Here is a 21509-nt window from a genome sequence, read left to right as displayed (position 1 = left end):
TCCCTTGTAGAGCCTTTGCCATGCCTTCCCCTTCACCTGATGCTCCTCTGCCCTGCGTGCTGGTACTGGCCTCGGGCCGAGGCGAGCGGTTTCGCACGTCGGGAGGGCAAGTGCACAAGCTGGCGGCCATGCTGGAGGGTCGCTGCGTGCTGGAGCACACGCTGGCTGCCGTGCGTGCCAGCGGCTTGCCCTGGCACCTGGAAGATGCGGGCCACCCCGGCATGGGCGATTCCATCGCTGCGGCGGTGCGCGCCACGCCTGAAGCGGCGGGCTGGCTCGTGCTGCCAGGGGATTTGCCCTTGGTGCAGGCGGGCACGCTGCGCGCGATTGCTGTAACCCTGGCGAGCGGCGCCGAGGTGGTTGCCCCGGTGTTTGGCGGTCAACGCGGTCATCCAGTGGGTTTTGCGGCAGCCCTGGGGCCGCAGTTAATGGCACTGACCGGGGAGCAGGGCGCCAGCGTCCTCCTGCGCGCCGCGGCGCAGCGAGGCGCCTTGCTCAGCCTGCCAGTGGAAGACTGCGGCGTGGTCACCGACATCGACACGCTCGCTGACCTGGAGCGTGCAGCCAGCTTGCTGCGGGCGCGGTGCCAAGCTCGCTGAAGCCGCCGCCCAAGCAGTCCTTAGAACTGCATCCCCTGAATTGAATGCCGTGCAGATCCGTCGCGCACGCGCACGCCATCAGCCACCAGATCCGACGGAAAAACGACCACCGATTCGCCAGCCTGGATGCCCGCCGTGACCTCGGCAAACTCAGCGTTGCGGTGGCCCACCTCCAGCCTGCGCAGGCGCGCACGGCCTTCTTCGACGGCAAACGTCTGCCAAGCGCCAGCGCGGCGGAACAAGGCGCCGGTCGGTATTTGCAGCACCTGATTGCCGGACCAGGTGACGATCGCGGCCTCGATTCGATAGCCCGCACCCAAAGTGGGCGGCGCAGCGTCGAGGTCGCCGATGACGTTGACGCGTTGCTCCTGCACGCCCAGGGCAGACACCTTGGTGAAAGCGCCGGGCTCGACATAGCGAACCTTGCCGACCAAGGCCCTCGGCCCACCCCAGCCGGTGATGTCGATTGGCTGGCCCGCCTGCACCTGCACGGCGTCTTGCGTCAGCACATCCACCACCAATTCAAGCGCTTCGCCCTGGCTCAGTTCGAACAAGGGACTGCCCGCCTGCACCACGCGCTCGCTCTCCTCGATCACCTTGAGCACATGGCCGCTGACCGGCGCGCGAACCATGATCGCACCGGCATCATCGCCCGCAGTGCCTGCGCCGAGCAGGCGCGAGCGTGCGCTTTGTACCTCGGCCCCGGCTGCGACGAGAGATGCCTCGGCGCTGGCAACACGGTCCGCCGCAGCCTGGGCTGTCTGCGCATAGGCGTCGCGCGACTCGACACTGACCATGCCCATGCGAAACAACTCGCTGCGGCGCGCCGCCTCGGTGCTCGCAAGCCTGGCGCCGCTGGTCGCTTCGGCGAGCACCGCATGGGCCTGGCGCTGCCGCGCCTGCGCCGCTGCAAGCTCGGCGCGCGCAGTGGCCAGCGAGCGGGCATCGGTCGGGGGCGGCGCGATTTGTGCGAGCACATCGCCGCGCTCGATGCGATCGCCAACGCCAATACTGGTGCGCAGCAGCCGCCCGCTGATCGAAGCGGCGACGGTGTAGCGCAGTTTGGCGCGCGTCTGCCCCTGGGCCTCGACAGCCTCCGAAAGCGGGCCTTGCGTGGCCTGGGCAAGCTGCACGTCGATTACCGACGGCTGCAGCATCACGGCGGCCAAGGCAAGAGCCGCCGCGCCGATGCCGGCAATGATCAGCCATTTCTTCCAGCGGACCGGCTTCGGTTTGGCTGCTTTGCGAACGGCTGGCTTGTTGCTGGGTTTGTCGTCAGGCTTGCCGTTCGGTGCCTCGGTCGTTGCATGGAGTTGCTTGTGGGTGTCGTTCATTGAAAACTCACTCTCGTGTCTTGAGTACGGCGATCAGGTCAAGGCGGTTGATTCGGCGCCGCACCAGGGCCCCGCTGGCCACGGCGGCGGCGACCACGATCGCCGCCGCCAGCAGGTAGGTCGGGGCGTGGACCACCAGCGGAATGCGGTAGGTATCGGTTTGCAGCGCGGCGACGACCGCATAAGACAATCCGTAGCCGAGCAACCACCCGATCGGAATCGCCATCAGCGTGATCAGTGCCTGCTCTCCGAGCAGCAGCATCGCGGCTTCGCTGCGGCGAAACCCCATCACGCGCAGACTGGCCAGCTCGCGCCCGCGCTCCGACAGCGAAATGCGCGCGCCGTTGTAGATCACCGCGACCGCGATCACGCAGGCGAAACCGAGCAGGAAACCGACGGCGATGAACAGGGAATCGTCCATCTGTTTCTCGAACGACGCCAGCATCGTGCTCGGCGATGCCACTCCGGCGACAGCTGGGGCAGCCTTCAGGGTTCGTTCGAGTTGGGGCAGGGCGTCGGCCGCCACCGACAGGTAGGCACCGGAGACCATCACCGGACCGCCGATGGCGCGCTGCAACGCATCACGGTTCATGGTCGCTGAAACACCGAGCAAGTCGTCGACGATGCCAGCCACCGGCAGCTGCATCCGGCGCCGCTGACCTTCGAGGAACGCGACATCGACCTGGTCGCCAACCGCCAAATGCAGTTGCCGCGCCAGAATGGCACTGAGCACCAGACCCTCGGCCGGAAGTGGCTGCTCGCCACCCGATGCGCTGACGATACGGCGCAATCTGCCGTCCGGCGCCAGCCCCTGGATGGCGATTTCCTTCTCGAAATGCCCAGAGCGCAAGCGTGCTGGCGCCAAGCGGTAGGCTTCGACCCGCGTGACGCCGGGCAGGTTATAAAAGTCGTACGTGACTGCGACGGTGCGCGGCTCGTCGAATGACACCGACAGATCCTCGCGCTGGATGACACGGAACTGCAGGTCCATCATCCATTGCACGCCATCGAACATGGCCAAGCCGATGATCAGGATCGCTACGGAGAATGACACGCCCAGCGACGACAGCAGCGCCTGCAGTGGCTTGCGCTGCACGTTGCGCAGCACCATGCGTGCTGACGACGGCAGGGGGCGTGTCAGACCCGAACGCTCCAGCCAGCCCGGCTTGAAGCTCGCCGGTGGCTCGGGGCGCATCGCCTCAGCTGGCGGCAACAGTGCAGCCCGGCGCACCGCGAGCAGTGCGCCGGCGGCGGCAGCGACAACGGTGATGGCGGTCGCAATGGCAAGCAGCAGCGGGCTCAGCTGGTAGTCGAGCTGCGGAAAGTCGAAATAGGCGCCGTACAGATTGACGTAGGCGCTGCCGAGCAGGGTTCCCGCGACGGCGCCGATGGCGGCGCCGAAGGCTACGGCGGCCATCGCGAACAGAAGGTAGTGGATGGCCACCTCTCGGCTGCGGTAGCCGAAGGCCTTGAGCACGGCGATTTCTCCGCGCTGGGTAGCTATCAAGCGCGTCAGCACGAGGTTGAGCAGAAATGCGGCTACGCCCAGGAACACCGCAGGCACGACGGTGCCCATCACTTTGTTGCTGTCGAGTTCGCCCTGCAGAATCAGGTGCGAAGCCTGGTCCTTGCGCAGGTAGGCGCCCAGGCCGCCATAGGGGTCGAGCAGGGTGTCAATGCGCGACAACACGGCTTGCGGGTTTGCGTCTGGGCTCAGCGTGAGAACGGCTTCGTTGAACGCGCCGTCCATGTCGTAGGCCGGTCCCAGCACTTTGCGACCCATCCACAGTACGCCGTAGCGTTTGTCGTCCGGGTACAGCGCGCCGGGCGGAACGGCATAGGTGTGCTCGGGTGAAATCGCGATGCCGACGATATCGAGCGTGCGCGCGCGGCCGTTGATGATGGCGCGCAGCGTGTCGCCCGGCTTCAGTGCGCGAGCATCGGCGAACTTGCTGCTGATGAGCACCTCGCTCGCAGCACCTGGCGCGAGGTAGCGTCCGCTGCGAATGCGGATGTCGTTGATCTCGGGGCGCCGCTGCTCGGGCAGCGATACCAGCCGTGCCTGCGCCGGTGCGTCCAGGCCGGGCAGGTCGAGGGTGGCAAGAAAACTGACACGGGTATCGACATTGGCCACGCCAGGAATCGCCTGGATGCGCTCGCGCAGGCTGTTGGGGGCGCGCTTGAGAGGCGCCCAGGCGTCGGCAAAGCGTGTCTGTGCGTAGTACGACTGCTGCGCCTGCACCAGTGTGTCGTAACTGCCGCGCATGGTCAGCACCGTCATGATGCCGGTAGCCACCACAAGCGCGATCGACGCCATCTGGCCTTTGAGTTGCCAGAGTTCGCGCAGCAGCTTGCGGTGGAGGGTGTTCATGTCAGTACCGCCCGGCCGCTCTGAAGGGACTGATGCGCCCCCTCGGGGGGCAGCGAATGCAGTGAGCGTGGGGGCCTATTCACCGCGCCCTCACCAAGCGATGTCATCAACGCTGGCGCGCTGTGCATTGCGCTTGCGCTCGACGATCTCGCCGCTGCTCATGCGCAGCACCGTGTCGCCGAGTGCGCCAATGGCGGCATTGTGGGTGATGATCGCGATCGTCGTGTCGGTCTCTCGATTGACCTGGTCGAGCACACGTAGCACCAGCTTGCCGGTCTCGGCATCGAGCGCGCCGGTCGGCTCATCGCAGAACAGCACGTCGGGCCGCTTGGCAATGGCGCGCGCAATCGCCACACGCTGCTGTTCACCGCCGGACAGCTGCGAGGGAAAGTGGTCCAGCCGTTCTTCCAGGCCCACCAGTGCCAGCGCGTCGTCGGGTGCCATCGCATCCTGCGCGATGTCGGTCACGAGCGCCACGTTTTCGCGCGCGGTCAGGCTGGGGATCAGGTTGTAGAACTGGAACACGAAGCCGATGTGCGCGCGCCGGTATTCAGTCAGCCCGTCGCTGTCAAGCTGGTCCAGTTGAAGATTTCCCTGGCCGTCGACGTAGGTGACGGTGCCGCTGGTGGCCACATCGAGGCCGCCGAGGATATTGAGCAGCGTCGACTTGCCGCTGCCCGAGGCGCCCAGCAGCACCATCAGTTCGCCAGAATGCAGGTCGAGATCGACATCGCGCAGCGCATGCACCGTGACCTCGCCCATACCGTAGGACTTGCACAGCCCGCGCGCACGCAGCACGACCGCTGTCGCCTCGACAGCCTTCCCGCATGCGTCGCCGTGGCTGTGAGCGCTGTGTATCACCGCGCCGTCCGCCGGGCGGAGGGGAAATCGTGGCCTGCCGAAGGCGCCTGCTTTGCGGCCGGTTCCAGCAACTCGCACAGCATCTCCACATGGGCCTTGCGCATGTGGGCCATGTCGATCTCCAGGTGCTCGCCCAGAATCAACTGGGACAACAAGGCATGCAGGACCGGCGCCGCAGCGAGCCACGGCTCGCGCACGATGACCGACCGAGTACGACCTTGCCCTGCGGTGCTCTCGTGAAACGCCTCGGCCAGCATGGCCATCTGGGGCTCGCTCACGTGCTTGCTCCACAATTTGACCAAATGCGGCACCCGTGCGCCTTCGGCAATCAGCAGGCGCATGGTCGCCATGGTGCGTGGATTCGCCAGCGCGTCGTACATCTGGTCAACCAGCCACGTTGCCAGCGGCTGCACCTCAAGCGGCCGTGGCAGGTCCATCGCCTTGACGTCAGGTGGGGCGATAGAGCGGGTCAGCAAGGCCTCGAACAACGCGTCCTTGCTATTGAAGTGTGCGTAAAGTCCGCCCTTGGACAGCCCGCAGCGCTGCGCGATATCGTCCATGCGTGCGCGCTGGAAACCATGTTCCGAAAACTCTTGCAAGGCACAATCGAGAATCTGCTGGATGCGCTTGTCGGCAGGCATGCGGATCCGCACACTCGGCCTGCCGATTTCGTGGAGGCGGTCGGCGTCTGTGGGCACGGTGGACTGCGAAGTGGTTTCCATCAAAACAGTATGGCATGCATTAACGACTGATCAGTCGGTTGCTACTCTAATCTGAGTTGCTACTGACCCAGGCCATAGAGCTGCCTGGCGTTGGCGGCAGGACCGCTGCGCTAGGTCGAACGGCCGAACCACAGGCTCGTGTTGTGCATGGGACCCTGGCAACAGGGCGCGAACGCTACACCGAAATGCAGGTAACACTCTGAACCACATGACAAGGCATACCAAGGTCGGGATAAATCGCCTTGTTGCCTCGCTGCGCGGTTTCAGCCGGGGCGTTGAAGCCCGAGAAATCTTCACCGGCCCGCCGCGATTCCGGCGAGCTGCGACTATGGTTTAGGGCGCTGATTTCAGTATCTGAAATTATCCTAATCCATCGCGCCGAATCACCCCGCAGGCCAGGCGCGGGCCGGCGTCGCCGGTGGGCTGGGTCATGAAATCGTCCGGGTCGCGGTGCACGATCAGGCCACGGCCAACGATGTCGTCCATACCGCTGCCTACGCGCACGCCAGTGATCTTGACGTCGATGTGCGCTACGCCCTGCGCATTGGCGCGAATGCTGGGCAAGTCGCCGGTGTGGTGCTCTGCGCCCATGGCCATGCCGTGCCGGGTGTTGTGCGGGTTGAAGTGGCCACCGGCACTGTTGCCGTCGCCGCTGGAGCAGTCGCCCTTTTCGTGCACATGAAAGCCGTGTTCGGAATGGGGCGCCAGGCCTTTGATGTCGCCGCGCAACTGCAGCTGCTCGCCCATCTGGGTGAAACGCACGCTGCCGCTTACCTGGTTGCCGCGCGTCGGTTCCAACCGCGCCGTGGCACTGGGCGCGTGCATAGCGCCGTGGCCGGGCATGAGGCTGGAGCAGCCCGCAAGGCCGAGGGTGATGGCGCCAGCAATGGCGAGGGCAAAGCGGTGCATAAAAATTCCCCAGGTTAGGCAGTGCGCAAGAGATTCCCGCCCGCCATGGTGCAGCGATCCATGGCCTTTGGCTGTCAGCGAGTGCGCCGCAAATCGGTCCGGGCTCTCATCGCGGCTGCGCAGCGAGCCATTCCCAGGCCTGGGCCAGTTCCGACTCGGTAAAGCTGCGCAGTTGCATATCGCCGAGCAGCGGCCGCAGCGTATGCGCGAGGGTATCCATCCAGCCAGGCGCCGCCACCAGGGCGTAGCGCGCCACCTTGGGGATCGCCTTGAACTTCATCTGCAGCAGCCCGGGCTGCAGATACAGCGCCGGTTCAATACCGCCAAAGTGCTTGAAATGCGCGAGCACGTCGATGTGTTCATGCCGGTCCAGAAAGGCCTGTATCTGCGGCAGAACGCTGGCGACGCTGGCGCGCGAAATCGGTCCGTCGATCTCAAAGGCCAGCAGGCCCTCGCTGGTGGTGGGAATCAGCCGGAGTGCAGGCGGCAGAACAACCACGGTTTGCTCCACCGCCGCTTCGGCCACCCACTGCAGGGCCTGCTCGCGCTCGGCAGAGGCAAACTGCCGCAGTTGCATACCGTGCAGCCAGGGCCCGGCCATACGCAACAGCAGGCCCGGCCAGTGCTTGTCGGACACCAGGGCGAGCCGGTCAAACTGGCTTGCGTGCTTCAACAAATCGAGATCAGCGCGCACGCCGGGCGCCAGAGTGCCCATGGCCATGTCGTTCAAATCGCTCATGTCGATCAGCAGACCCAGGCGCTCCGGCTGCTGGACATGGGTGTGCAGCAGGGCCTTGTACTGGCGCACATCGTCGCCGCTCAGATCACTGCTGAGCTGCACGGCGAGGACGTGGGAAGGGGCGGGCAGGGATTGGAGCATGGCGGTCTCGCGGTGGCAGTGCAAAGAAAACCACGGTACGCCAACGGCGAGCATTGAGCAAACGACTCCGTCAGGATGCGCTCAGTTGCGGTTAGCCAGATTCGTCGACCGGTTTGTCACTGCTCGCCGCGCGAATCAGGCGCTCCAGCCGGCGGTCGCGGATGCCTACAGCGCGCAGGCCATCCTGCGTGGCCTGGGCGTAGTCCAGCGTACTGCCATAGCGCCCGCGCGCTTGCCGAAAGATGCGGCGGTACTCGTCGGCGGGTAGGTCGCCGGTGTGGCTGGGGCTGCTGCGTGCCAGGGTAAAACTCAGTGCGCGCACCGGGCCGGCGGGGGTATGGCAGACGAGCCAGCGTGGTTGGTACACAGGGATCGGCATTTCTCGCTCCCACAGCTTGACCAGCGTCTGCTCGCCCTGCGCTTCGGGGACGCGGTAGGCCATGCCGCGACAACTGCCGCCGGGCAGCATGCAAAAGACCAGACCGGGGCACTCGTGCGTACCGCGGTTGATGCGGCTCCACATCTTGAGCGCGCGGTGCCAGCCATGCACGCGCGCCTCGCGCCGCTCCAGGTAGTCGAACTCCGGGCGCCAAATCAACGAGGCGTAGCCAAACACCCACAGGTCACCCTGGCCGCGCCATTCCTGCATGGTGCGCTCCAGAAGGGAAGGAGACTCGCGCATCAACTTGGCACCGTAAGGCAAAGTGCGAGCGATTGTGCGAGTTGCCAGTTTTTATCTAGAAATAACATTAAAAACAGGCTCTAGCGCTTATCTGTATTGTGTGAATAGCTATCAAAGTGATTGCAAACCCGCTTTACGCAGCTTCAACGCAGCCCGGCACCGGCCGCCTCGGCGGGTCGCTCGATCAGCTCGATCTTGTAGCCATCGGGGTCTTCGACAAAGGCAATCACCGTGCGCCCACCCTTCACCGGGCCAGCTTCGCGCGTAATTTTTCCGCCGGCGGCGCGGATGGCCTCGCACGCGGCGGCGACATCGGGCACGCCCAGGGCGATGTGGCCGTAGGCCGTGCCCAGCTCGTAGTGGTCGGTGTCCCAGTTCCAGGTCAGCTCGATTTCGGCCTGACCGGGGTTGCCGCCGTCGAAACCAAGGAAGGCCAGCGAATATTTGTAATCCGGGTTCTCGGACCGGCGCAGCAGCTGCATGCCAATCACGTTGGTGTAGAACTCGATGGAGCGTTCAAGCTTGCCGACGCGCAGCATGGTGTGGAGAAATCGCATGGCTGCCATTGTCTCGCAGGATGATTTCACACGGGCATGGTGTAGTTCAAAGTCATCCGGCCGCCGTCGACGGTGACGATCTCGCCCGTCACATAGCTGGCCGCGTCGCTGGCAAGCCAGGCCACCACATCGGCAATCTCAGACGGTTCGCCCAGCCGGCCCATGGGCGTACGGCTCATGATTTTTCGCTTGGCCTCATCGCTGGTGAGGACCGCCTTGGCCGCCAGCTCGGTGGCAATGGTGCCGGGCGCGACGGCGTTCACACGAATGTTGTGCGGCGCCAGCGCCAGCGCCATCACGCGCGTGAGCTGGTTGATACCGCCTTTGCTGACGTTGTAGCTGGCAATGTTGGGGATGGCGAGGGTACCGTTGACCGAGCTCATGTTAACGACTGAGCCGCGCCCAGCCTGCGCCATGGCACGCGCCACCGCCTGGCCCACCAAAAACGCACCCTTGATGTTGACGCGCAGGACAGCGTCAAAATCTTCTTCTGTGACCTCAAGAAAATCAGCCGCGCGGAAGATGCCGGCATTGTTGACCAGCACATCGACGCGGCCCTTCCAGGCGAGCGCCTGCTGCAGCAGTTGATCCACCTGCGCTTTGTTGCCGACGTCGCAGTGCACATACCGGCCCGAAAGCTCGGCCGCCAGTGCTTGTCCGCGCGCATCGTCGACATCCGCCAGCACGACATGCGCACCTTCGGCAGCGAAGCGCCGCACGCAGGCGGCGCCTATGCCTTGCGCAGCGCCCGTCACGAGGCAGATGCGGCCTGCGTGGCCGAAGGAGATGTTGGGCGTGGATGGGGAGGGTGGTGATGGTGGTGATGGCATGTACCAATGGTAGCAATGGCTCTCGACGGAGAGTCCACTTCGGGACTCCATGACGCCGGTGCGACCTCTGCAAGTGCCTACACGCAATAGACTGGGTTTTCTCCATCTCCCGCGTCAAACGCGCAATGGCCATGCTTGTTCGTGTATCGCCGTTTCCACCGAGGGGCCCTACGCCATGAACTTTGAACTCCCACCAGAATTGCTGGAACTGCAGGCAAAGACTCGCAGCTTCATCGCCGAGCAGGTGATCCCCCTGGAGAACGACGAGCGCCAAAATTCGCATGGACCGAGCGAAGCCTTGCGGCGCGAACTGGTCGAGCGTGCGCGGGTTGCCGGGCTGCTAACGCCCCATGTCTCGCGGGACATGGGCGGCCTGGGCTTGAGCCATGTGGCCAAGGCCGTCGTGTTTGAGGAGGCAGGCTATTCGTGGTTGGGTCCCACTGCGCTCAACATCCATGCACCCGACGAAGGCAATATGCATCTGATGGAGGCGGTGGCAAGTGCCGCGCAAAAAGAGCGTTGGCTGCGCCCGCAGGCTGCGGGCCAAACGCGCTCCTGCTTTGCCATGACCGAGCCGTCGCCCGGTTCTGGTTCTGACCCGTCCATGCTCGCCACCACGGCGGTGCGCGACGGGGAGGACTACGTCATCAATGGCACCAAGTGGTTTATCACCGGCGCAGAAGACGCCCACTACGCCATCGTGATGGCAAAAATGGAAGACGGTGCAGCCACCATGTTCCTGACCGACATGGACCGCGATGGCATCGTGCTCGCGCGCAACATGGACGCCATGGACCGGTGTTTCACCGGCGGACACGGCGTGCTGCGCTTTACCGATGTGCGGGTACCGGCCACCGACATCCTGGGCGAGCCTGGCAAGGGATTCCGTTACGCCCAGGTCCGCCTCGCGCCGGCCCGGCTGACCCATTGCATGCGCTGGCTGGGCCAAGCGCGCCGCGCACACGACCTGGCCGTGGACTACGCCCGTCGGCGTGAAGCCTTCGGCAAGCCGCTGGCCGAACACGAAGGAGTTGGCTTCATGTTGGCCGACAACGACATGGATTTGCAGACTTCGCGGCTGCACATCTGGCATACCGCATGGCTGCTCGACCAAGGCCAGAAGTGCAATTTCGAGTCCAGCCGTGCCAAAGTGGTCTGCTCCGAGGCACAGTGGCGCGTGGTTGACCGTTGTGTCCAGATTCTGGGTGGCCAGGGCGTCACCGCCGAAACCCCCGTGATGCGCATCTTTACCGACATGCGCGCATTTCGTATCTACGACGGCCCGAGCGAAGTGCACCGCTGGAGCATGGCGAGAAAGATCGTGCGGGCAGCGCAAGCGTCTTAATGCACGCGCTTGCGCTGGGGAACTGCGGCCGGATCAGGAATACCGATCAATGCTTCGGTGTCTCGCCGGAGCCATCGGCCGCCTTGCGCCCGACCGGAAGCGGCACCATCACGGGCTGGCCCGGCGTGGTGCACCCGGTGTCGCAGCAGCGTCCCGGCTGGCGGTTGCGGGTGATGGCGCGATCCTCCTGGTGCAGTACACCACGCTCCAGCAGCCGTTCCACCAGCTCCACCTTGTTGCCTACGGGGTAGTTGCGCCAGATTTCCTGCTTCATGGCCGCAGGCGAGCCCCCGCCATGCAGGCTGATGAGCGAGTACCACCCGCCTTGGTAGGAGGCCGTCAGGTCTTCCATGAAGCGCGCCACTTCGATGCGCTTGTCGTAAGGCACGTCGGGGTTGGCGCGCAGCACCTCGGCCAGCGTGGCGGCAGTAGCAGGGTTGTGATCTTCGTCGGGGCCGGGCAGGGCGACGATGAGGCCGCCGGAGACCTCGTGCGCAAGCCGGTGCATATCGTAAATCTGCGTGGCGAGCAGCAGTTTGCCGATGTTGGCGAACACCGGTTCCGGCATGAACGAGCCGCTGTGCTTGTCTTGAGTCGCATACACACTGGCGGCGACGCCACAGGCATAAAAGCCTTCGGTGATTTTGATGAGTTCGACCATCGGCTCGCGCAAATTGCTCTTCTTGCCGGGGTCGAAGCCGTTGGCCTCGCACATCAGCGCGGCGGCGCCAATCAACAAGTCGCCAAAACCGGCACGCGCGGCGATACAACTGTGCCGGTGGTGGGTGGCGTAGCTGTAGGTCAGCACGTGGGTGTGCTCCCACTCGCCTTCATAAAACACCCGCTCCCAAGGCACGAACACCTTGTCGAAAATCACCACCGCCGTAGCTTGCCCGTACCTGCGCGAGAACAGCGCGTCGCCGTGCTCCAGCTTCTCGCCGGGGCGCCCTGCAGGCCGGGAAACCAGGGTGATGCCTTTGGCATCGATGGGCACGGCGCAGCACACGGCGAAGTCGGCATCTCGCTGCGTCATGTTGCGGCTTGGCATTACCAGCAGTTCATGCATGTACGGCCCGCCGGTGACGATGGCCTTGGTGCCGCTGATGACGATGCCCTTGGCACTGCGCTCCACCACGTGCACATAGGTGTCCGGGTTGGCTTGCTCGTGCGGCTTTTGGCTGCGGTCGCCTTTGGCGTCCGTCATGGCGATGCCGAGCGACAAATCGCGGTCCTGCACATCGGCCAGATAGGCCTGGAAGCGGGCGCGATGCTCAGTCGAGCCCTGCACGTCGTCGATGTGCGCCGTAGCCTGTGCAAGACCATTGAGCGCATCGTGCGCCAGGTAGCGCTGGGCGCAACCCGTTTCCTGGCACAGCACCCGGACCGCTTCGAGCTTGTTGAGCAAATCACCCGAAGACTCATTCACATGCAGCATGCGGTTGACCACCCGGTTGCGCTCGGACTGGGTGGCCAGCGCGATGGGCGCCATGGCAGGGTCCAGCGCAAAATCGTAGGTGAAGGCCAGGGCGTTGACGCCCGGTTTGAGCGAAGGTTCGTCGGCAACGCTTTCGACCAAGTGACCATCGACATAGACGACGGGTTGGTAGCGGCGCAGCGATTCGCGGTACTGGTCGCCGCTCATCAGTTTGGAGCGGGTAGGGGAGGCGGCGGTGGCGTCCATGGTTCAAAGATCCTTCATCGAACCACTTGGGCACGGTCCACGATGATGTCGGCCTGTGCCTTGCTCACGGACGCGCCCATGCTGCCGAACATCGCGCCCCAGCTGGCTGGCGTGCTGCCCAGGCGGGTGGTCATGAACGCATCGACCACCTCGGGGGTTGAATGCCGCAGCAGCTCGACGCCCTGGATGGCGCGGGCGAGGGCTTCGCTCGCCGGCCGCGCCAGGAATTCGTCTTCCAGCATGCCGTCCACCAGCGGCGCCAGGTGGGCGGCGAACGCGTCGAACAATTTGTGCTGGCCGCGCACACTGTGAATTTCTTCGAGCAGCGCGTCGCGGCAGGTGGGGTCTTTGCGCATGGCGCGGCGCACGTCCATGCACATCATGTTGGCGGCGCCTTCCCAGACGCTGTTGAGCGGCGCCTCGCGGTAAATGCGCGCCATCGGGTTCTCCTCGATGAAACCATTGCCGCCGTGGCATTGCAGCGCCTCGTTGGCCACTGCGGGTGCACGCGAGCAGTTGAAGAATTTCGCCATGGGCGTGGCGGCGCGCGCAAAGGCCGTTTGCTGCGCGTCGCGCCCGATGTAGTCGGTCGCCTTTGCCACGCGCAAGGCCAGAAGCGTTGCCGCTTCCACCTCGACAGCCATGTCGGCCAGCACGTTGGCCATCATCGGCTGGCGGGCCAGCGGGCCACCAAAGGCGGTTCGGGTGGCGCAGTGGTTCAGCGCCAAGGTGAGCGACTGGCGCATCAGGCCCGCCGAACCCACGGCGAAATCCAGGCGGGTCAAATGGGAGTGGGACAGGATTTCCCGGAGGCCTGCGCCCTCGGCGCCCACGCGGATGGCGAGCGTGCCGCTGTATTCAATTTCGCTCGACGCATTGGATTTGTTGCCGCTCTTGTCCTTCAGCCGCTGGATGAAAAAGCGGTTGTAGCTGCCGTCCGGAAGGGTGCGCGGCAGGAAGAAACAGGTCACTCCCCCAGCCACCTTGGCCAACGTGAAAAAGCCGTCGGACTGCGGCACCGAGCAGAACCATTTGTGGCCAGTCAGTTCGTACCAGTGGGCCATCGCGCCATGGTAGTCCGATGAGTGCGACAGCACCGCCGTGGTCTGCGTCTCGCGCAGGTCGGAGCCACCTTGCTTTTCTGTCATGGCGTAGCCGATGACCACCGCAGATTTTTCGGCGACCTCGCGGCGGCTGAACTCGTACTGCGTGCCGCGCACCTTCTCCGCCCAAATTTTGAGCGCCGGCTCGGACTCAAAGCCGGCGTAGGCCGCGTAGGCCATGCCAGTGGGGCAACCGACCCCGTGCTCCACCTGATTCCATAGGTAAGACTGCACGGCACGCGCGAAATGTGGGTGGGGTGCGGTTGAGTTCCACGCCAGCGAGTGCACCTCGTGCTTCCAGGCCAAGGCCATCAGTTCGTGCCAGGCCGGGTGAAACTCGACCCAGTCAATGCGGTTGCCGTAGCGGTCGTGCGTTTTGAGTTCGGGCAGGTGCTTGTTCGCAAGGCGCGCAAGCTCTTGCACATCGGCATCGCCGGCCAGCGCGCCCAGCGCAGACGCTGCAGGCGCCACCCAAGCAGCCTCCCGCCCAATGGCCGCATTGAGTACCACATCGCCACCGAACGCATTAAAGCCTGCAGCGGGCGCTGCCTGGTTTTTCACGACGTGGGTGGCGTACCGATCGGGCGCCGCAGGGGCTGGCTGCAACTGGCTAAGGGTCAGGGGGGCGTTCATGCGTGTCTCCTTCGGGTTGCGTTTTGGGGTTGCGAAAGCTTCATAACCTGACCGGGCGCCGCTGCAATGGCAGCGCAACAGATGTCGGCAATGTCCCCGGCCAACTCGCTGACGGCACTGGCATCGTGCGCCAAAGCCGGGCCGAAATCGGCGCTCAACGGAGACAGTGGACCAATCAGGCCTTCCATAAAACCGCCCACGATGACGGTAGCGGCAGTGTTCGGATCGACATTGGCACGGAAGTCTCCAGCCTCTTGGCCTGCGCGTACGATGCGCACGATTTGTTCGCTAATGGCGTGCCGATACGTCAGGCGGGCTTGGTCGATCTCTGGCTCGCAAGGTTCGGCAATCAATGCATAGGCCAGGCGGCGATTGCGCATGGCGCGGATGACGAAGGCGGTCACTCCGCCGCGCAGCCGTTCCATCGCCGTTCCTGGGCCATCGGCGATGGCCTGGAGAACGTCGACCTCGCGCTGAGACACTGCGGACAACACTTCGACGCACAGGTGTGCCTTCGATGGGAAATAGCGGTACACCGTGCCCGTAGCCAGTCCGGCGGCCGCAGCGACATGACTGACCTGCGCTTCAGACCAACCACCTTCGCCCACCATGGCTCGGGCCGCTGCCAGTATGCGATTGCGGTTGTCGGCTAAGCGCAGCTCAACGCTTGGTGTTCGTCGGTAGGCCATAAGAAATGAATTGCTGTTCAATAGTTGAACTTTAGTTCATTTCTTCTGTGCAAACAACCGAGCGCCAATAGGTCGCGGTCAGCAGCCTGTTTAGATCGATACGATGTATAAACTGATGCGCTCGACAAAATGAGGGTCTGCACCCTCGCCAGCGCTTGCTGCGCGTGCCTCAGTAGCTACAAAAGATGTAGCAATCAGCACTGAAAAAATTGCAGCGGCCAGACCTGCGGACGCGTGCGAGAGGCGCAGCGCGACGGCTTCCCACAACGTGCGGGCTTCGGTCGATTGGCTGCGCTGGGCTTGCACCTGGGCAAGCAAAACGAGCGGGTCCAGGCCGGCTGCTTCGGCCAGGATTCGACAGGCTTTTTCATCGGGCAGCGCGCGCCCGTGGCGCCAGTTGCCGAGCTTCTGCATGCTGAAGCCGTAGCGCTTGAAAAGCTGGTAATCCGATTCCAAGCCGTGGGCGGCGCGCACGCGGTCTAGGACATCGCCAATCGCAAAATTTGGCATAGCAGTTTCCCCTTTGGCGGTCAATGTAGTACATGGTCAATTGCCCATCAAGTGCATGCCCAATTGACTACTACATAGGGCATTGACTACATTGGCGATGCCGGGCGGGGATAGGAAAAGACCAACGTCACTCCAGTTCCCCAGCTTCCCTATCTCGCAAACCCGCCCGGCACCCGTTTTGCGATGGGGCCAGGGGATAGGGGCAGCAAAGGTGAGAACGATGATTTCATTCTGGAAAACCAGCTATGACAGACGCTTTTACACGGTGTCATTGGCGATGCCGGAATTTTTCGCAGTGCTGCGCGGGCACAGTGCTTTTTGTGCTGTCGTTGACGACTTCGGAAACTTGGTGGCGGTGCGCTGATGAAACACATCGCCATTGCCATTCAGGGCGGCTTCGCAGTCGCCTACCAGCGCCACTCAGGCCACCTTGTGGCAGTGTCAGAGCACGCCACGCGCGAGAGCGCCATCCGCGAAGCGCAGCGCCTGACCCTGTTGGCACGCCTGGACCAAGAGCGCGCAGACCGTGCAGCGCTGCGCCAGCACGGCACGCGCCGGCCTGTGCGCTGGTTTGAACCGGACGCCTTCGCCTGACAACACCCAGCGCCGCGCGCTGGCCGGGCAGCGCGGCGCCGGGCATTCATCGCCCGGCCATAGGAAAAAAAATGCAAGCATGGAACTCGGTCCAAGTGACCAACGAGGAAAGCCTTCACAAAGGCCGCGCCGGAACAGTTATGCGCGTCGAAAAGCGCGGCGATGTGGAACTGGTACAGGTGCGTCTTGACGAATCGGCCGACGCACCATACGAGACCGAGCCGTTCGATCCCTCCGAGCTGGCGATCCTGTAATGCGCGGGTCAGCTTTCGACGCGGGCGACTGGGTTGTCATTCATGCGAAGGATGACTTTTTTGCCTTCGTGGACGGCTGGCGCGGCACCGTGCAGGGCACGAATGAGGGTCTGTACGAGGTGGCATGCATGCGGCCGGACGGCATGAAAACGCTGTTCGTGCCGGCTGATCAGCTCGCGCTCACGGTCCGGTCCTGATGCGCGGATACGTTGACGATCAGACATGGATGCGGGGGCGCATTGAAGCGCTTCCCGGCCCGTGGCAGCGGCGCCTTGAATCCAAGTGGCGCGGCATGTACGGGCGCAGCATTTTCGACGCCAACACCTTTTTAAGAAAACAGACAGACGCACTGGCAGCGGTGCGCATCCCTATCGACGCTTCAGACGATGAAATATGCGGCGCAGCCCAGGCATTGGCCCTGCGCTGCGCAGAGCTGGCAACGCGCAGGCACGATGCCCAGGCGCTGCGCCAGGCAATGGAGAAGGTTGTAGAGCGACAGGGCATTGAGCCACCGGCCGACAAGGTGCGCACCGGCCCGGCAATTGCCCGCATGGCATGTGAGCTGTGGTGGCGGCGCAAGCTGCGGCGCCACCATGGCCGGGCCGTTGAGGCATCGGCGATTGCCTTGGGCATCGTCAACAAACGAGCGGAGATTTATTGCTCGAATGAAACCCTGCGCAGGCGCCAGAAGCAAAACACGCGCAACGCGGCAGCGCTTGAAGCAACGATTGCAAGAAACGAGCTGGGCCAGGAATACACCCTTGCGGAGCTGGCAGCGAAGGGGCCGGCCAACAAGGCCATCAAGCGCGCGGAGCTGATGACGCGGATTGCAGGATTCGAGCGCATCGCCCGCGACATGGGGCACGCCGGCCTGTTCTTGACCATCACTTGCCCGTCGCGCATGCACCCATGGCGCACCGTGGGCGGCTGGAAAGTGGAGCAGAACCCGCGCTATGACAACGAGACAACACCGCGCACCGCGCAGGCCTACCTCGCCAAAGTATGGGCGCGAATTCGCGCGCAACTGCACCGCATCGGATCCAAGCTGTACGGGTTCCGCATAGCAGAACCCCAGCACGATGGAACGCCGCATTGGCATTTGCTGGTGTTCCACAAGCCGGAGCACGCGGACGCCATCCGCGCCAGCGTCACAAAGCACGCGCTGCGCGACAGCCCCAACGAACCCGGAGCGCACGCGCACCGCGTGGACTTTCGCGTGATCGACTGGGAGAAGGGCAGCGCAGCCGGGTACATCGCAAAGTACGTGGCAAAGAACATCGACGGATACCGCGTGGAAGCTGACCTGCATGGAAACCCTGCCATGGAAACCAGCGCACGGGTGGAAGCATGGGCCACCACATGGGGCATCCGGCAGTTTCAGCAGGTAGGCGGGCCCCCGGTGGGGCCATGGCGCGAGCTGCGGCGCATTGAAGCGCTGCCCAGTGGGGCGCCCGATCACTTGATCAAGGCGCACAACGCGGTAAACAGGCTGGCTGTGATCGAGGGCAGGGAGCACGCCTCGGTCGCATGGGATCACTACTGCCACGCGCAAGGTGGCGTTTTCTGTGGCCGGGACTACCGCGTGAGGCTCTCCCAGGTGCAGGACGCCGGGCTGAACCGCTATGGCGAAGAGGCTGCACCGCGAACCGTGGGCGTTGAGACCGTGGGCATTGAGCACTACACGCCGGAGCACATGAAGCACATGCGCCAAGCACCGCAGATTCCTCGCGCGGTGCTGTGGGAAGTCGAATCGACACGCTACAAGTGGGAGATTGTGGGCCGCGCACCGGCCCATGGAATGGGGGCCATAGCGGCAGCGAAGCTGGCGCCTTGGACTCGTGTCAATAACTGTACGGAAGGGGGTTCCCATGGGGACCGAATCAATGAGGGAGCACCTTGCGCAATGCGCGAACGCCTACCAGAGCGCGGGGGCCATGGTCAAAAGCCAACTGGACCCATTCATGCGGCCCATGCTTCGATTCATGGGGCAGGCTCTGGACCAGATCGAGCTGGCGACAATCGAGCGCGAGAGCATAGCCACGAGCCTTGCCGTCCACAATTTGGAGGGGCACCATGGCAACAGTGATTAAGCGCCAAGTCGGGACCATGGCCTGCATGTGCTGCGGCCATGAAATCCCGGTAAAGCAGGGCGAAAACGGCACGATCAATGCCGCCTGCCCCTGGTGCGACTTCCCGGCCTACGCAAAAGCCGGAACCGAAGCGCACCGCATCATTCTCGGCCGCATGAAAACCAGCAAAGCGCCGGAACCGGAAGCGGCGCCGACGCCAGAACCAGCGCCGCGCGCAAAGCCTGCGCCCAGGCTGCCAGCACCGGAGCAGCAGCAAGAACAGATCGCGGCGCCCGCGCGCAAACGCAATTCCATCTTCGACTTGGGGTAAAAAATGAACGATCTTGACCAACTGGACCATGTGGCAGCAGCTGCCGACGAAGGCGCCGCACTGGCAGACAACCCGGCAGCTGCGCAGGAAGCCGAAGCGCTCGCGGCGGGACCGGACTACCACGGGCAGGCAGTGGCCGGCCTGGACCTGTTTTGTGGCATGGTCGCCGGCTATGCACCGGAGACAGCGGAAATTTTCGACACCGCAACCAAGGGGCGCATTGCGGCGGCGGCGGTGCCGGTGATGGAGAAATACGGCTTCACCTTTGAAAAAGTTCCGCCAGAGCTGATCCTGATCGCGGTCGCGGGACCACCTGTCTATCAGGCCGCGCGCATGGTGGCAACCCGCATGGAGCGCGACAAGGCGCCCAAGGACACCGCGCCGAAGCAGCCGCAGGGCATCGAGCGCGCCGCCGCCGCGACGCTCGACAAGCCGGAACCGACACCGCGCCACCCACAAGAAGCGCTCTACAAATGAGCACCAAGGGCAACGCGAACGCGGCGCGCGTGGTAGCGATCATGGGCAGCACCGGGAGCGGAAAAACCCAGTATCTGCGCATGCTGCTCGGAAAGAAGCGGCGGCGGCGCACGATCATCTGGTCCCCCAAGGAGGAAATGGACAACTACGCTGGGCTTTACGGTGGGACCGTAGTCAGCACAGCAGGGCAGGCGCTGGCATTGCTCAAGGCAGCGGGCACCGGGCCTGTGCACATCGTATTCAAACCGCGCTTGGTGCGCAGCATCGACGAAGCGCAGTTCGACGCGGTTTGCAAAATGGCCATGATGGCGCGAAACATCACATTCGTGGTCGACGAACTGCACACCGTCACGCGCCCCAGTTCAGCGCCGGACGGCTGGCGCAAACTGGTCATGATGGGTCGCGGCTACGGCGCGGAAGTCTACGGACTGAGCCAGCGCCCGGCCAGCGTTGACAAGGATTTTTTCGGGAACCTCAGCACCATGCACGCGCGGCGCATGGCCTATGGGGAGGACGCAAAAGCAGTGGCGCGAGCGCTCTCCGTTCCTGCGCAGGAAGTGCAGGCGCTCACGGGCTACCAGTGGCTGGAACGCGACATTCAGACAGGAAAAGTGACGCGCGGCGGCTGATCACCACCACCAAAACAAAGCGGCCCATGGGGTGATACCCATGGGCCGCGCGCTTTGCGATTGCAAGATTCGCGCGCATCTTCGGGCCTGTTTTCAAACCACCAACCACCGGACCGAAAAATGAACGCAACCGTAAAAAGCTACCTGTATTTCCTCGCCTTCATGGCAGTCACCAAGATGGTCGTTAAGCCCGTGGCGACGCAAATGAATTTGCCTGTGATCAAAGACCTGCTGTAAGCGCGCAACGCGCTCGGCCGTCTTTCACAAATCAGGAAAAAAAATGCTTCTTATCAAAAATTTGCCGTTCACCAATGTCGTCGCAAACGGTGTTGCAACCGCCTCGCTGCCCGTGGGCATGAGCTACAACCGCATCCTTTTGCAGCTCGGCGGCACCTTCACCAAGGCCATGATTACCGACATCAAGGTGCGCATGAATGGCAAGGTGATTTTTCAGAACACGGGCGCACGCCTGGACGCGATCAACGGCTACCGGGGCCGCGCCAGCAATGCCAGCTTCCTGCTGATCGACTTCACGGAACCCTCGGCAAAGGTGATGGCAGAGCAGTTCATTGGCAACTTGAACACCGCCCAGGGCGTGAGTTCGTTGACCATTGAAGTCACCATTGCCGGGGCCACCAACCCCACGCTGGAATCCTTCTCCGAAGTCGGGCCACCGGCCGCGCTCGGTGTTGTCACCAAGCAATTGCTGTTCACGACCAGCGTAGGCGGCTCGGGCAAGTTCCCCTTCAAGCTGATCGACGTCGCCAACCGTGGCGCCATCATCAAGCGGGTTCACTTCGCGCACGGTGGGCAGGTGCAGGCGCTGGAAGTCAAAAAGAATGGCGTCGTGATCCACGACAACATCCCGACGGCGGTCAACAGCTTCTACCAGCTCGACTACAAAAAGACGGCGCAGGCGAATCTCTACACCTACGATCCCTGCCTGGACGACAACTACACCAACGCCATCAAGACGCAGGACATGGTCAGCCTGGAATTCAACGTCACGACAGGCGGCGCGGACACGATCACGGCAGTGCTTGAAGTGCTGGACCTGCTCGGCAACATGTAAGGGGCCGACATGTCGGCATACCTCGATTACAACGGCGGCGGCGAAGCCCTCTACACGGGCGACGTGGGGCCGCAAAACGATGGCACCTTTGGAACGCCAGGGTCTGCAGTGCAGCCAATGCCTGTAGACGCGGGCGGCGGGCCACCGGCAAATTACGGCTCTGCGGTGCTGGACATTTTCAAGTTCGGAGTGAGCACCTGGACAAGTCGCCAGAACTCGCAAGACTTGATCGACTTGCGCAAGTGGGAAGCCACGAACGCGGGACTGTTTCAGCAGGGGCAAGCTGCGGCCATGTACGGCCGGCCAGGGCAGATTGGCATGCTGGGCATCGCTGCGGCGGGCCTGCTGATCCTCTTGCTGATGAAAAAGGGCTAGGC

The 21509-nt window shown here is 63.7% G+C and carries 25 protein-coding genes; 12 read left to right on the top strand and 13 right to left on the bottom strand.

The window, feature by feature from the left end:
* The first annotated feature begins 20 nt into the window (after positions 1 to 20).
* Positions 21 to 599, top strand: a complete 579-nt coding sequence (locus C6571_RS16920; RefSeq protein WP_106447726.1) for a nucleotidyltransferase family protein — start codon at positions 21 to 23, stop codon at positions 597 to 599.
* Positions 600 to 619: 20 nt separating this feature from the next.
* On the opposite strand, the gene C6571_RS16915 is transcribed toward C6571_RS16920, so the two are convergent.
* The 9 genes from C6571_RS16915 to C6571_RS16875 all read right to left on the bottom strand — a co-directional run bounded on the left by C6571_RS16915 (position 620) and on the right by C6571_RS16875 (position 9745).
* Positions 620 to 1933, bottom strand: coding sequence for an efflux RND transporter periplasmic adaptor subunit (locus tag C6571_RS16915; RefSeq protein WP_106447725.1), 1314 nt, complete (start codon positions 1931 to 1933; stop codon positions 620 to 622).
* 7 nt (positions 1934 to 1940) lie between these two features.
* Positions 1941 to 4304: an ABC transporter permease gene (locus tag C6571_RS16910; protein ID WP_106447724.1), complete on the bottom strand. Its 2364-nt coding sequence runs from the start codon at positions 4302 to 4304 to the stop codon at positions 1941 to 1943.
* A 90-nt stretch (positions 4305 to 4394) separates the two neighbouring features.
* On the bottom strand, positions 4395 to 5066 hold the full coding sequence (locus C6571_RS16905) for an ABC transporter ATP-binding protein (protein WP_106448312.1): 672 nt from the start codon (positions 5064 to 5066) through the stop codon (positions 4395 to 4397).
* A gap of 95 nt (positions 5067 to 5161) precedes the next feature.
* The gene (locus C6571_RS16900; RefSeq protein WP_106447723.1) at positions 5162 to 5887 is read right to left on the bottom strand and encodes a TetR/AcrR family transcriptional regulator; all 726 of its coding nucleotides are present in this window, start codon (positions 5885 to 5887) and stop codon (positions 5162 to 5164) included.
* A 360-nt stretch (positions 5888 to 6247) separates the two neighbouring features.
* Complete coding sequence (locus tag C6571_RS16895; protein WP_211300666.1) at positions 6248 to 6796, bottom strand: superoxide dismutase family protein; 549 nt, start codon at positions 6794 to 6796, stop codon at positions 6248 to 6250.
* Positions 6797 to 6902: 106 nt separating this feature from the next.
* On the bottom strand, positions 6903 to 7676 hold the full coding sequence (locus tag C6571_RS16890; RefSeq protein ID WP_170094793.1) for a SpoIIAA family protein: 774 nt from the start codon (positions 7674 to 7676) through the stop codon (positions 6903 to 6905).
* A gap of 91 nt (positions 7677 to 7767) precedes the next feature.
* Positions 7768 to 8325, bottom strand: coding sequence for a gamma-glutamylcyclotransferase (locus tag C6571_RS16885; RefSeq protein ID WP_245901322.1), 558 nt, complete (start codon positions 8323 to 8325; stop codon positions 7768 to 7770).
* Positions 8326 to 8501: 176 nt separating this feature from the next.
* Positions 8502 to 8915 (bottom strand): lactoylglutathione lyase, encoded by a 414-nt coding sequence (gloA, locus tag C6571_RS16880; RefSeq protein ID WP_106448310.1) that lies wholly within the window; start codon positions 8913 to 8915, stop codon positions 8502 to 8504.
* A gap of 26 nt (positions 8916 to 8941) precedes the next feature.
* On the bottom strand, positions 8942 to 9745 hold the full coding sequence (locus C6571_RS16875; protein ID WP_106447720.1) for an SDR family NAD(P)-dependent oxidoreductase: 804 nt from the start codon (positions 9743 to 9745) through the stop codon (positions 8942 to 8944).
* A 175-nt stretch (positions 9746 to 9920) separates the two neighbouring features.
* On the opposite strand from C6571_RS16875, the gene C6571_RS16870 reads away from it, so the two are divergent.
* Complete coding sequence (locus tag C6571_RS16870) at positions 9921 to 11090, top strand: acyl-CoA dehydrogenase family protein (protein WP_106447719.1); 1170 nt, start codon at positions 9921 to 9923, stop codon at positions 11088 to 11090.
* Positions 11091 to 11136: 46 nt separating this feature from the next.
* On the opposite strand, the gene C6571_RS16865 is transcribed toward C6571_RS16870, so the two are convergent.
* From C6571_RS16865 to C6571_RS16850, 4 genes are all read right to left on the bottom strand, one after another.
* Entirely contained in the window at positions 11137 to 12771 is a 1635-nt protein-coding gene (locus C6571_RS16865; RefSeq protein ID WP_106447718.1) for a 4-hydroxyphenylacetate 3-hydroxylase family protein, read from the bottom strand.
* Positions 12772 to 12785: 14 nt separating this feature from the next.
* Complete coding sequence (locus C6571_RS16860; RefSeq protein WP_106447717.1) at positions 12786 to 14507, bottom strand: acyl-CoA dehydrogenase family protein; 1722 nt, start codon at positions 14505 to 14507, stop codon at positions 12786 to 12788.
* Positions 14504 to 15196: a TetR/AcrR family transcriptional regulator gene (locus C6571_RS16855; RefSeq protein ID WP_106447716.1), complete on the bottom strand. Its 693-nt coding sequence runs from the start codon at positions 15194 to 15196 to the stop codon at positions 14504 to 14506. The genes C6571_RS16860 and C6571_RS16855 overlap by 4 nt, the downstream gene beginning before the upstream one ends.
* 90 nt (positions 15197 to 15286) lie before the next feature.
* The gene (locus tag C6571_RS16850; protein WP_106447715.1) at positions 15287 to 15706 is read right to left on the bottom strand and encodes a hypothetical protein; all 420 of its coding nucleotides are present in this window, start codon (positions 15704 to 15706) and stop codon (positions 15287 to 15289) included.
* A 220-nt stretch (positions 15707 to 15926) separates the two neighbouring features.
* Here C6571_RS16850 and C6571_RS19765 point away from each other — a divergent pair, with 220 nt between their 5' ends.
* The 10 genes from C6571_RS19765 (at position 15927) to C6571_RS16805 (ending at position 21507) form a co-directional block, all read left to right on the top strand.
* Positions 15927 to 16070: a hypothetical protein gene (locus C6571_RS19765; RefSeq protein WP_170094791.1), complete on the top strand. Its 144-nt coding sequence runs from the start codon at positions 15927 to 15929 to the stop codon at positions 16068 to 16070.
* Entirely contained in the window at positions 16070 to 16300 is a 231-nt protein-coding gene (locus C6571_RS16845) for a hypothetical protein (protein WP_106447714.1), read from the top strand. The genes C6571_RS19765 and C6571_RS16845 overlap by 1 nt, the downstream gene beginning before the upstream one ends.
* A 71-nt stretch (positions 16301 to 16371) precedes the next feature.
* Positions 16372 to 16554 carry a hypothetical protein gene (locus tag C6571_RS16840; protein ID WP_106447713.1) on the top strand — a complete coding sequence of 61 codons (183 nt, stop codon included), beginning with the start codon at positions 16372 to 16374 and terminating at the stop codon, positions 16552 to 16554.
* On the top strand, positions 16554 to 16751 hold the full coding sequence (locus tag C6571_RS16835; protein WP_106447712.1) for a hypothetical protein: 198 nt from the start codon (positions 16554 to 16556) through the stop codon (positions 16749 to 16751). The genes C6571_RS16840 and C6571_RS16835 overlap by 1 nt, the downstream gene beginning before the upstream one ends.
* Positions 16751 to 18640, top strand: coding sequence for a replication endonuclease (locus C6571_RS16830; RefSeq protein WP_106447711.1), 1890 nt, complete (start codon positions 16751 to 16753; stop codon positions 18638 to 18640). Before C6571_RS16835 ends, C6571_RS16830 begins: the two co-directional genes overlap by 1 nt.
* A complete protein-coding gene (locus C6571_RS16825; protein WP_146139364.1) occupies positions 18628 to 18954 on the top strand; it encodes a hypothetical protein in 327 nt (108 codons plus the stop codon). The genes C6571_RS16830 and C6571_RS16825 overlap by 13 nt, the downstream gene beginning before the upstream one ends.
* A 3-nt stretch (positions 18955 to 18957) precedes the next feature.
* Positions 18958 to 19431: a hypothetical protein gene (locus tag C6571_RS16820; protein WP_106447709.1), complete on the top strand. Its 474-nt coding sequence runs from the start codon at positions 18958 to 18960 to the stop codon at positions 19429 to 19431.
* Positions 19428 to 20060 (top strand): P-loop NTPase family protein, encoded by a 633-nt coding sequence (locus tag C6571_RS16815; protein WP_106447708.1) that lies wholly within the window; start codon positions 19428 to 19430, stop codon positions 20058 to 20060. The genes C6571_RS16820 and C6571_RS16815 overlap by 4 nt, the downstream gene beginning before the upstream one ends.
* A gap of 280 nt (positions 20061 to 20340) precedes the next feature.
* Positions 20341 to 21132, top strand: a complete 792-nt coding sequence (locus C6571_RS16810; RefSeq protein WP_106447707.1) for a major capsid protein P2 — start codon at positions 20341 to 20343, stop codon at positions 21130 to 21132.
* A 9-nt stretch (positions 21133 to 21141) separates the two neighbouring features.
* Entirely contained in the window at positions 21142 to 21507 is a 366-nt protein-coding gene (locus C6571_RS16805) for a hypothetical protein (protein ID WP_106447706.1), read from the top strand.
* The last annotated feature ends 2 nt before the right edge of the window (positions 21508 to 21509 follow it).

The organism is Simplicispira suum, assembly GCF_003008595.1.
Lineage (GTDB): Bacteria > Pseudomonadota > Gammaproteobacteria > Burkholderiales > Burkholderiaceae_C > Simplicispira > Simplicispira suum.
Note: the sequence above shows the minus strand (reverse complement) of the source record. Positions and strands in the feature narration are given on the sequence as shown.

What these genes read in the sequence shown, in the direction of transcription:
- C6571_RS16810 (WP_106447707.1), top strand. Translation starts at nt 20,341, where the DNA reads ATGCTTCTTATCAAAAATTTGCCGTTCACCAATGTCGTCGCAAACGGT.
- C6571_RS16910 (WP_106447724.1), bottom strand. Translation starts at nt 4,304, where the DNA reads ATGAACACCCTCCACCGCAAGCTGCTGCGCGAACTCTGGCAACTCAAA.
- C6571_RS16850 (WP_106447715.1), bottom strand. Translation starts at nt 15,706, where the DNA reads ATGCCAAATTTTGCGATTGGCGATGTCCTAGACCGCGTGCGCGCCGCC.
- C6571_RS16895 (WP_211300666.1), bottom strand. Translation starts at nt 6,796, where the DNA reads ATGCACCGCTTTGCCCTCGCCATTGCTGGCGCCATCACCCTCGGCCTT.
- C6571_RS16840 (WP_106447713.1), top strand. Translation starts at nt 16,372, where the DNA reads ATGCAAGCATGGAACTCGGTCCAAGTGACCAACGAGGAAAGCCTTCAC.
- C6571_RS16885 (WP_245901322.1), bottom strand. Translation starts at nt 8,325, where the DNA reads ATGCAGGAATGGCGCGGCCAGGGTGACCTGTGGGTGTTTGGCTACGCC.
- C6571_RS16845 (WP_106447714.1), top strand. Translation starts at nt 16,070, where the DNA reads ATGAAACACATCGCCATTGCCATTCAGGGCGGCTTCGCAGTCGCCTAC.
- C6571_RS16900 (WP_106447723.1), bottom strand. Translation starts at nt 5,887, where the DNA reads ATGGAAACCACTTCGCAGTCCACCGTGCCCACAGACGCCGACCGCCTC.
- C6571_RS16890 (WP_170094793.1), bottom strand. Translation starts at nt 7,676, where the DNA reads ATGCTCCAATCCCTGCCCGCCCCTTCCCACGTCCTCGCCGTGCAGCTC.
- C6571_RS16865 (WP_106447718.1), bottom strand. Translation starts at nt 12,771, where the DNA reads ATGGACGCCACCGCCGCCTCCCCTACCCGCTCCAAACTGATGAGCGGC.
- C6571_RS16920 (WP_106447726.1), top strand. Translation starts at nt 21, where the DNA reads ATGCCTTCCCCTTCACCTGATGCTCCTCTGCCCTGCGTGCTGGTACTG.
- C6571_RS16835 (WP_106447712.1), top strand. Translation starts at nt 16,554, where the DNA reads ATGCGCGGGTCAGCTTTCGACGCGGGCGACTGGGTTGTCATTCATGCG.
- C6571_RS16815 (WP_106447708.1), top strand. Translation starts at nt 19,428, where the DNA reads ATGAGCACCAAGGGCAACGCGAACGCGGCGCGCGTGGTAGCGATCATG.
- C6571_RS16855 (WP_106447716.1), bottom strand. Translation starts at nt 15,196, where the DNA reads ATGGCCTACCGACGAACACCAAGCGTTGAGCTGCGCTTAGCCGACAAC.
- C6571_RS16820 (WP_106447709.1), top strand. Translation starts at nt 18,958, where the DNA reads ATGAACGATCTTGACCAACTGGACCATGTGGCAGCAGCTGCCGACGAA.
- C6571_RS19765 (WP_170094791.1), top strand. Translation starts at nt 15,927, where the DNA reads ATGATTTCATTCTGGAAAACCAGCTATGACAGACGCTTTTACACGGTG.
- C6571_RS16860 (WP_106447717.1), bottom strand. Translation starts at nt 14,507, where the DNA reads ATGAACGCCCCCCTGACCCTTAGCCAGTTGCAGCCAGCCCCTGCGGCG.
- C6571_RS16805 (WP_106447706.1), top strand. Translation starts at nt 21,142, where the DNA reads ATGTCGGCATACCTCGATTACAACGGCGGCGGCGAAGCCCTCTACACG.
- C6571_RS16870 (WP_106447719.1), top strand. Translation starts at nt 9,921, where the DNA reads ATGAACTTTGAACTCCCACCAGAATTGCTGGAACTGCAGGCAAAGACT.
- C6571_RS16825 (WP_146139364.1), top strand. Translation starts at nt 18,628, where the DNA reads ATGGCAACAGTGATTAAGCGCCAAGTCGGGACCATGGCCTGCATGTGC.
- C6571_RS16905 (WP_106448312.1), bottom strand. Translation starts at nt 5,066, where the DNA reads ATGGGCGAGGTCACGGTGCATGCGCTGCGCGATGTCGATCTCGACCTG.
- C6571_RS16915 (WP_106447725.1), bottom strand. Translation starts at nt 1,933, where the DNA reads ATGAACGACACCCACAAGCAACTCCATGCAACGACCGAGGCACCGAAC.
- gloA (WP_106448310.1), bottom strand. Translation starts at nt 8,915, where the DNA reads ATGCGATTTCTCCACACCATGCTGCGCGTCGGCAAGCTTGAACGCTCC.
- C6571_RS16875 (WP_106447720.1), bottom strand. Translation starts at nt 9,745, where the DNA reads ATGCCATCACCACCATCACCACCCTCCCCATCCACGCCCAACATCTCC.
- C6571_RS16830 (WP_106447711.1), top strand. Translation starts at nt 16,751, where the DNA reads ATGCGCGGATACGTTGACGATCAGACATGGATGCGGGGGCGCATTGAA.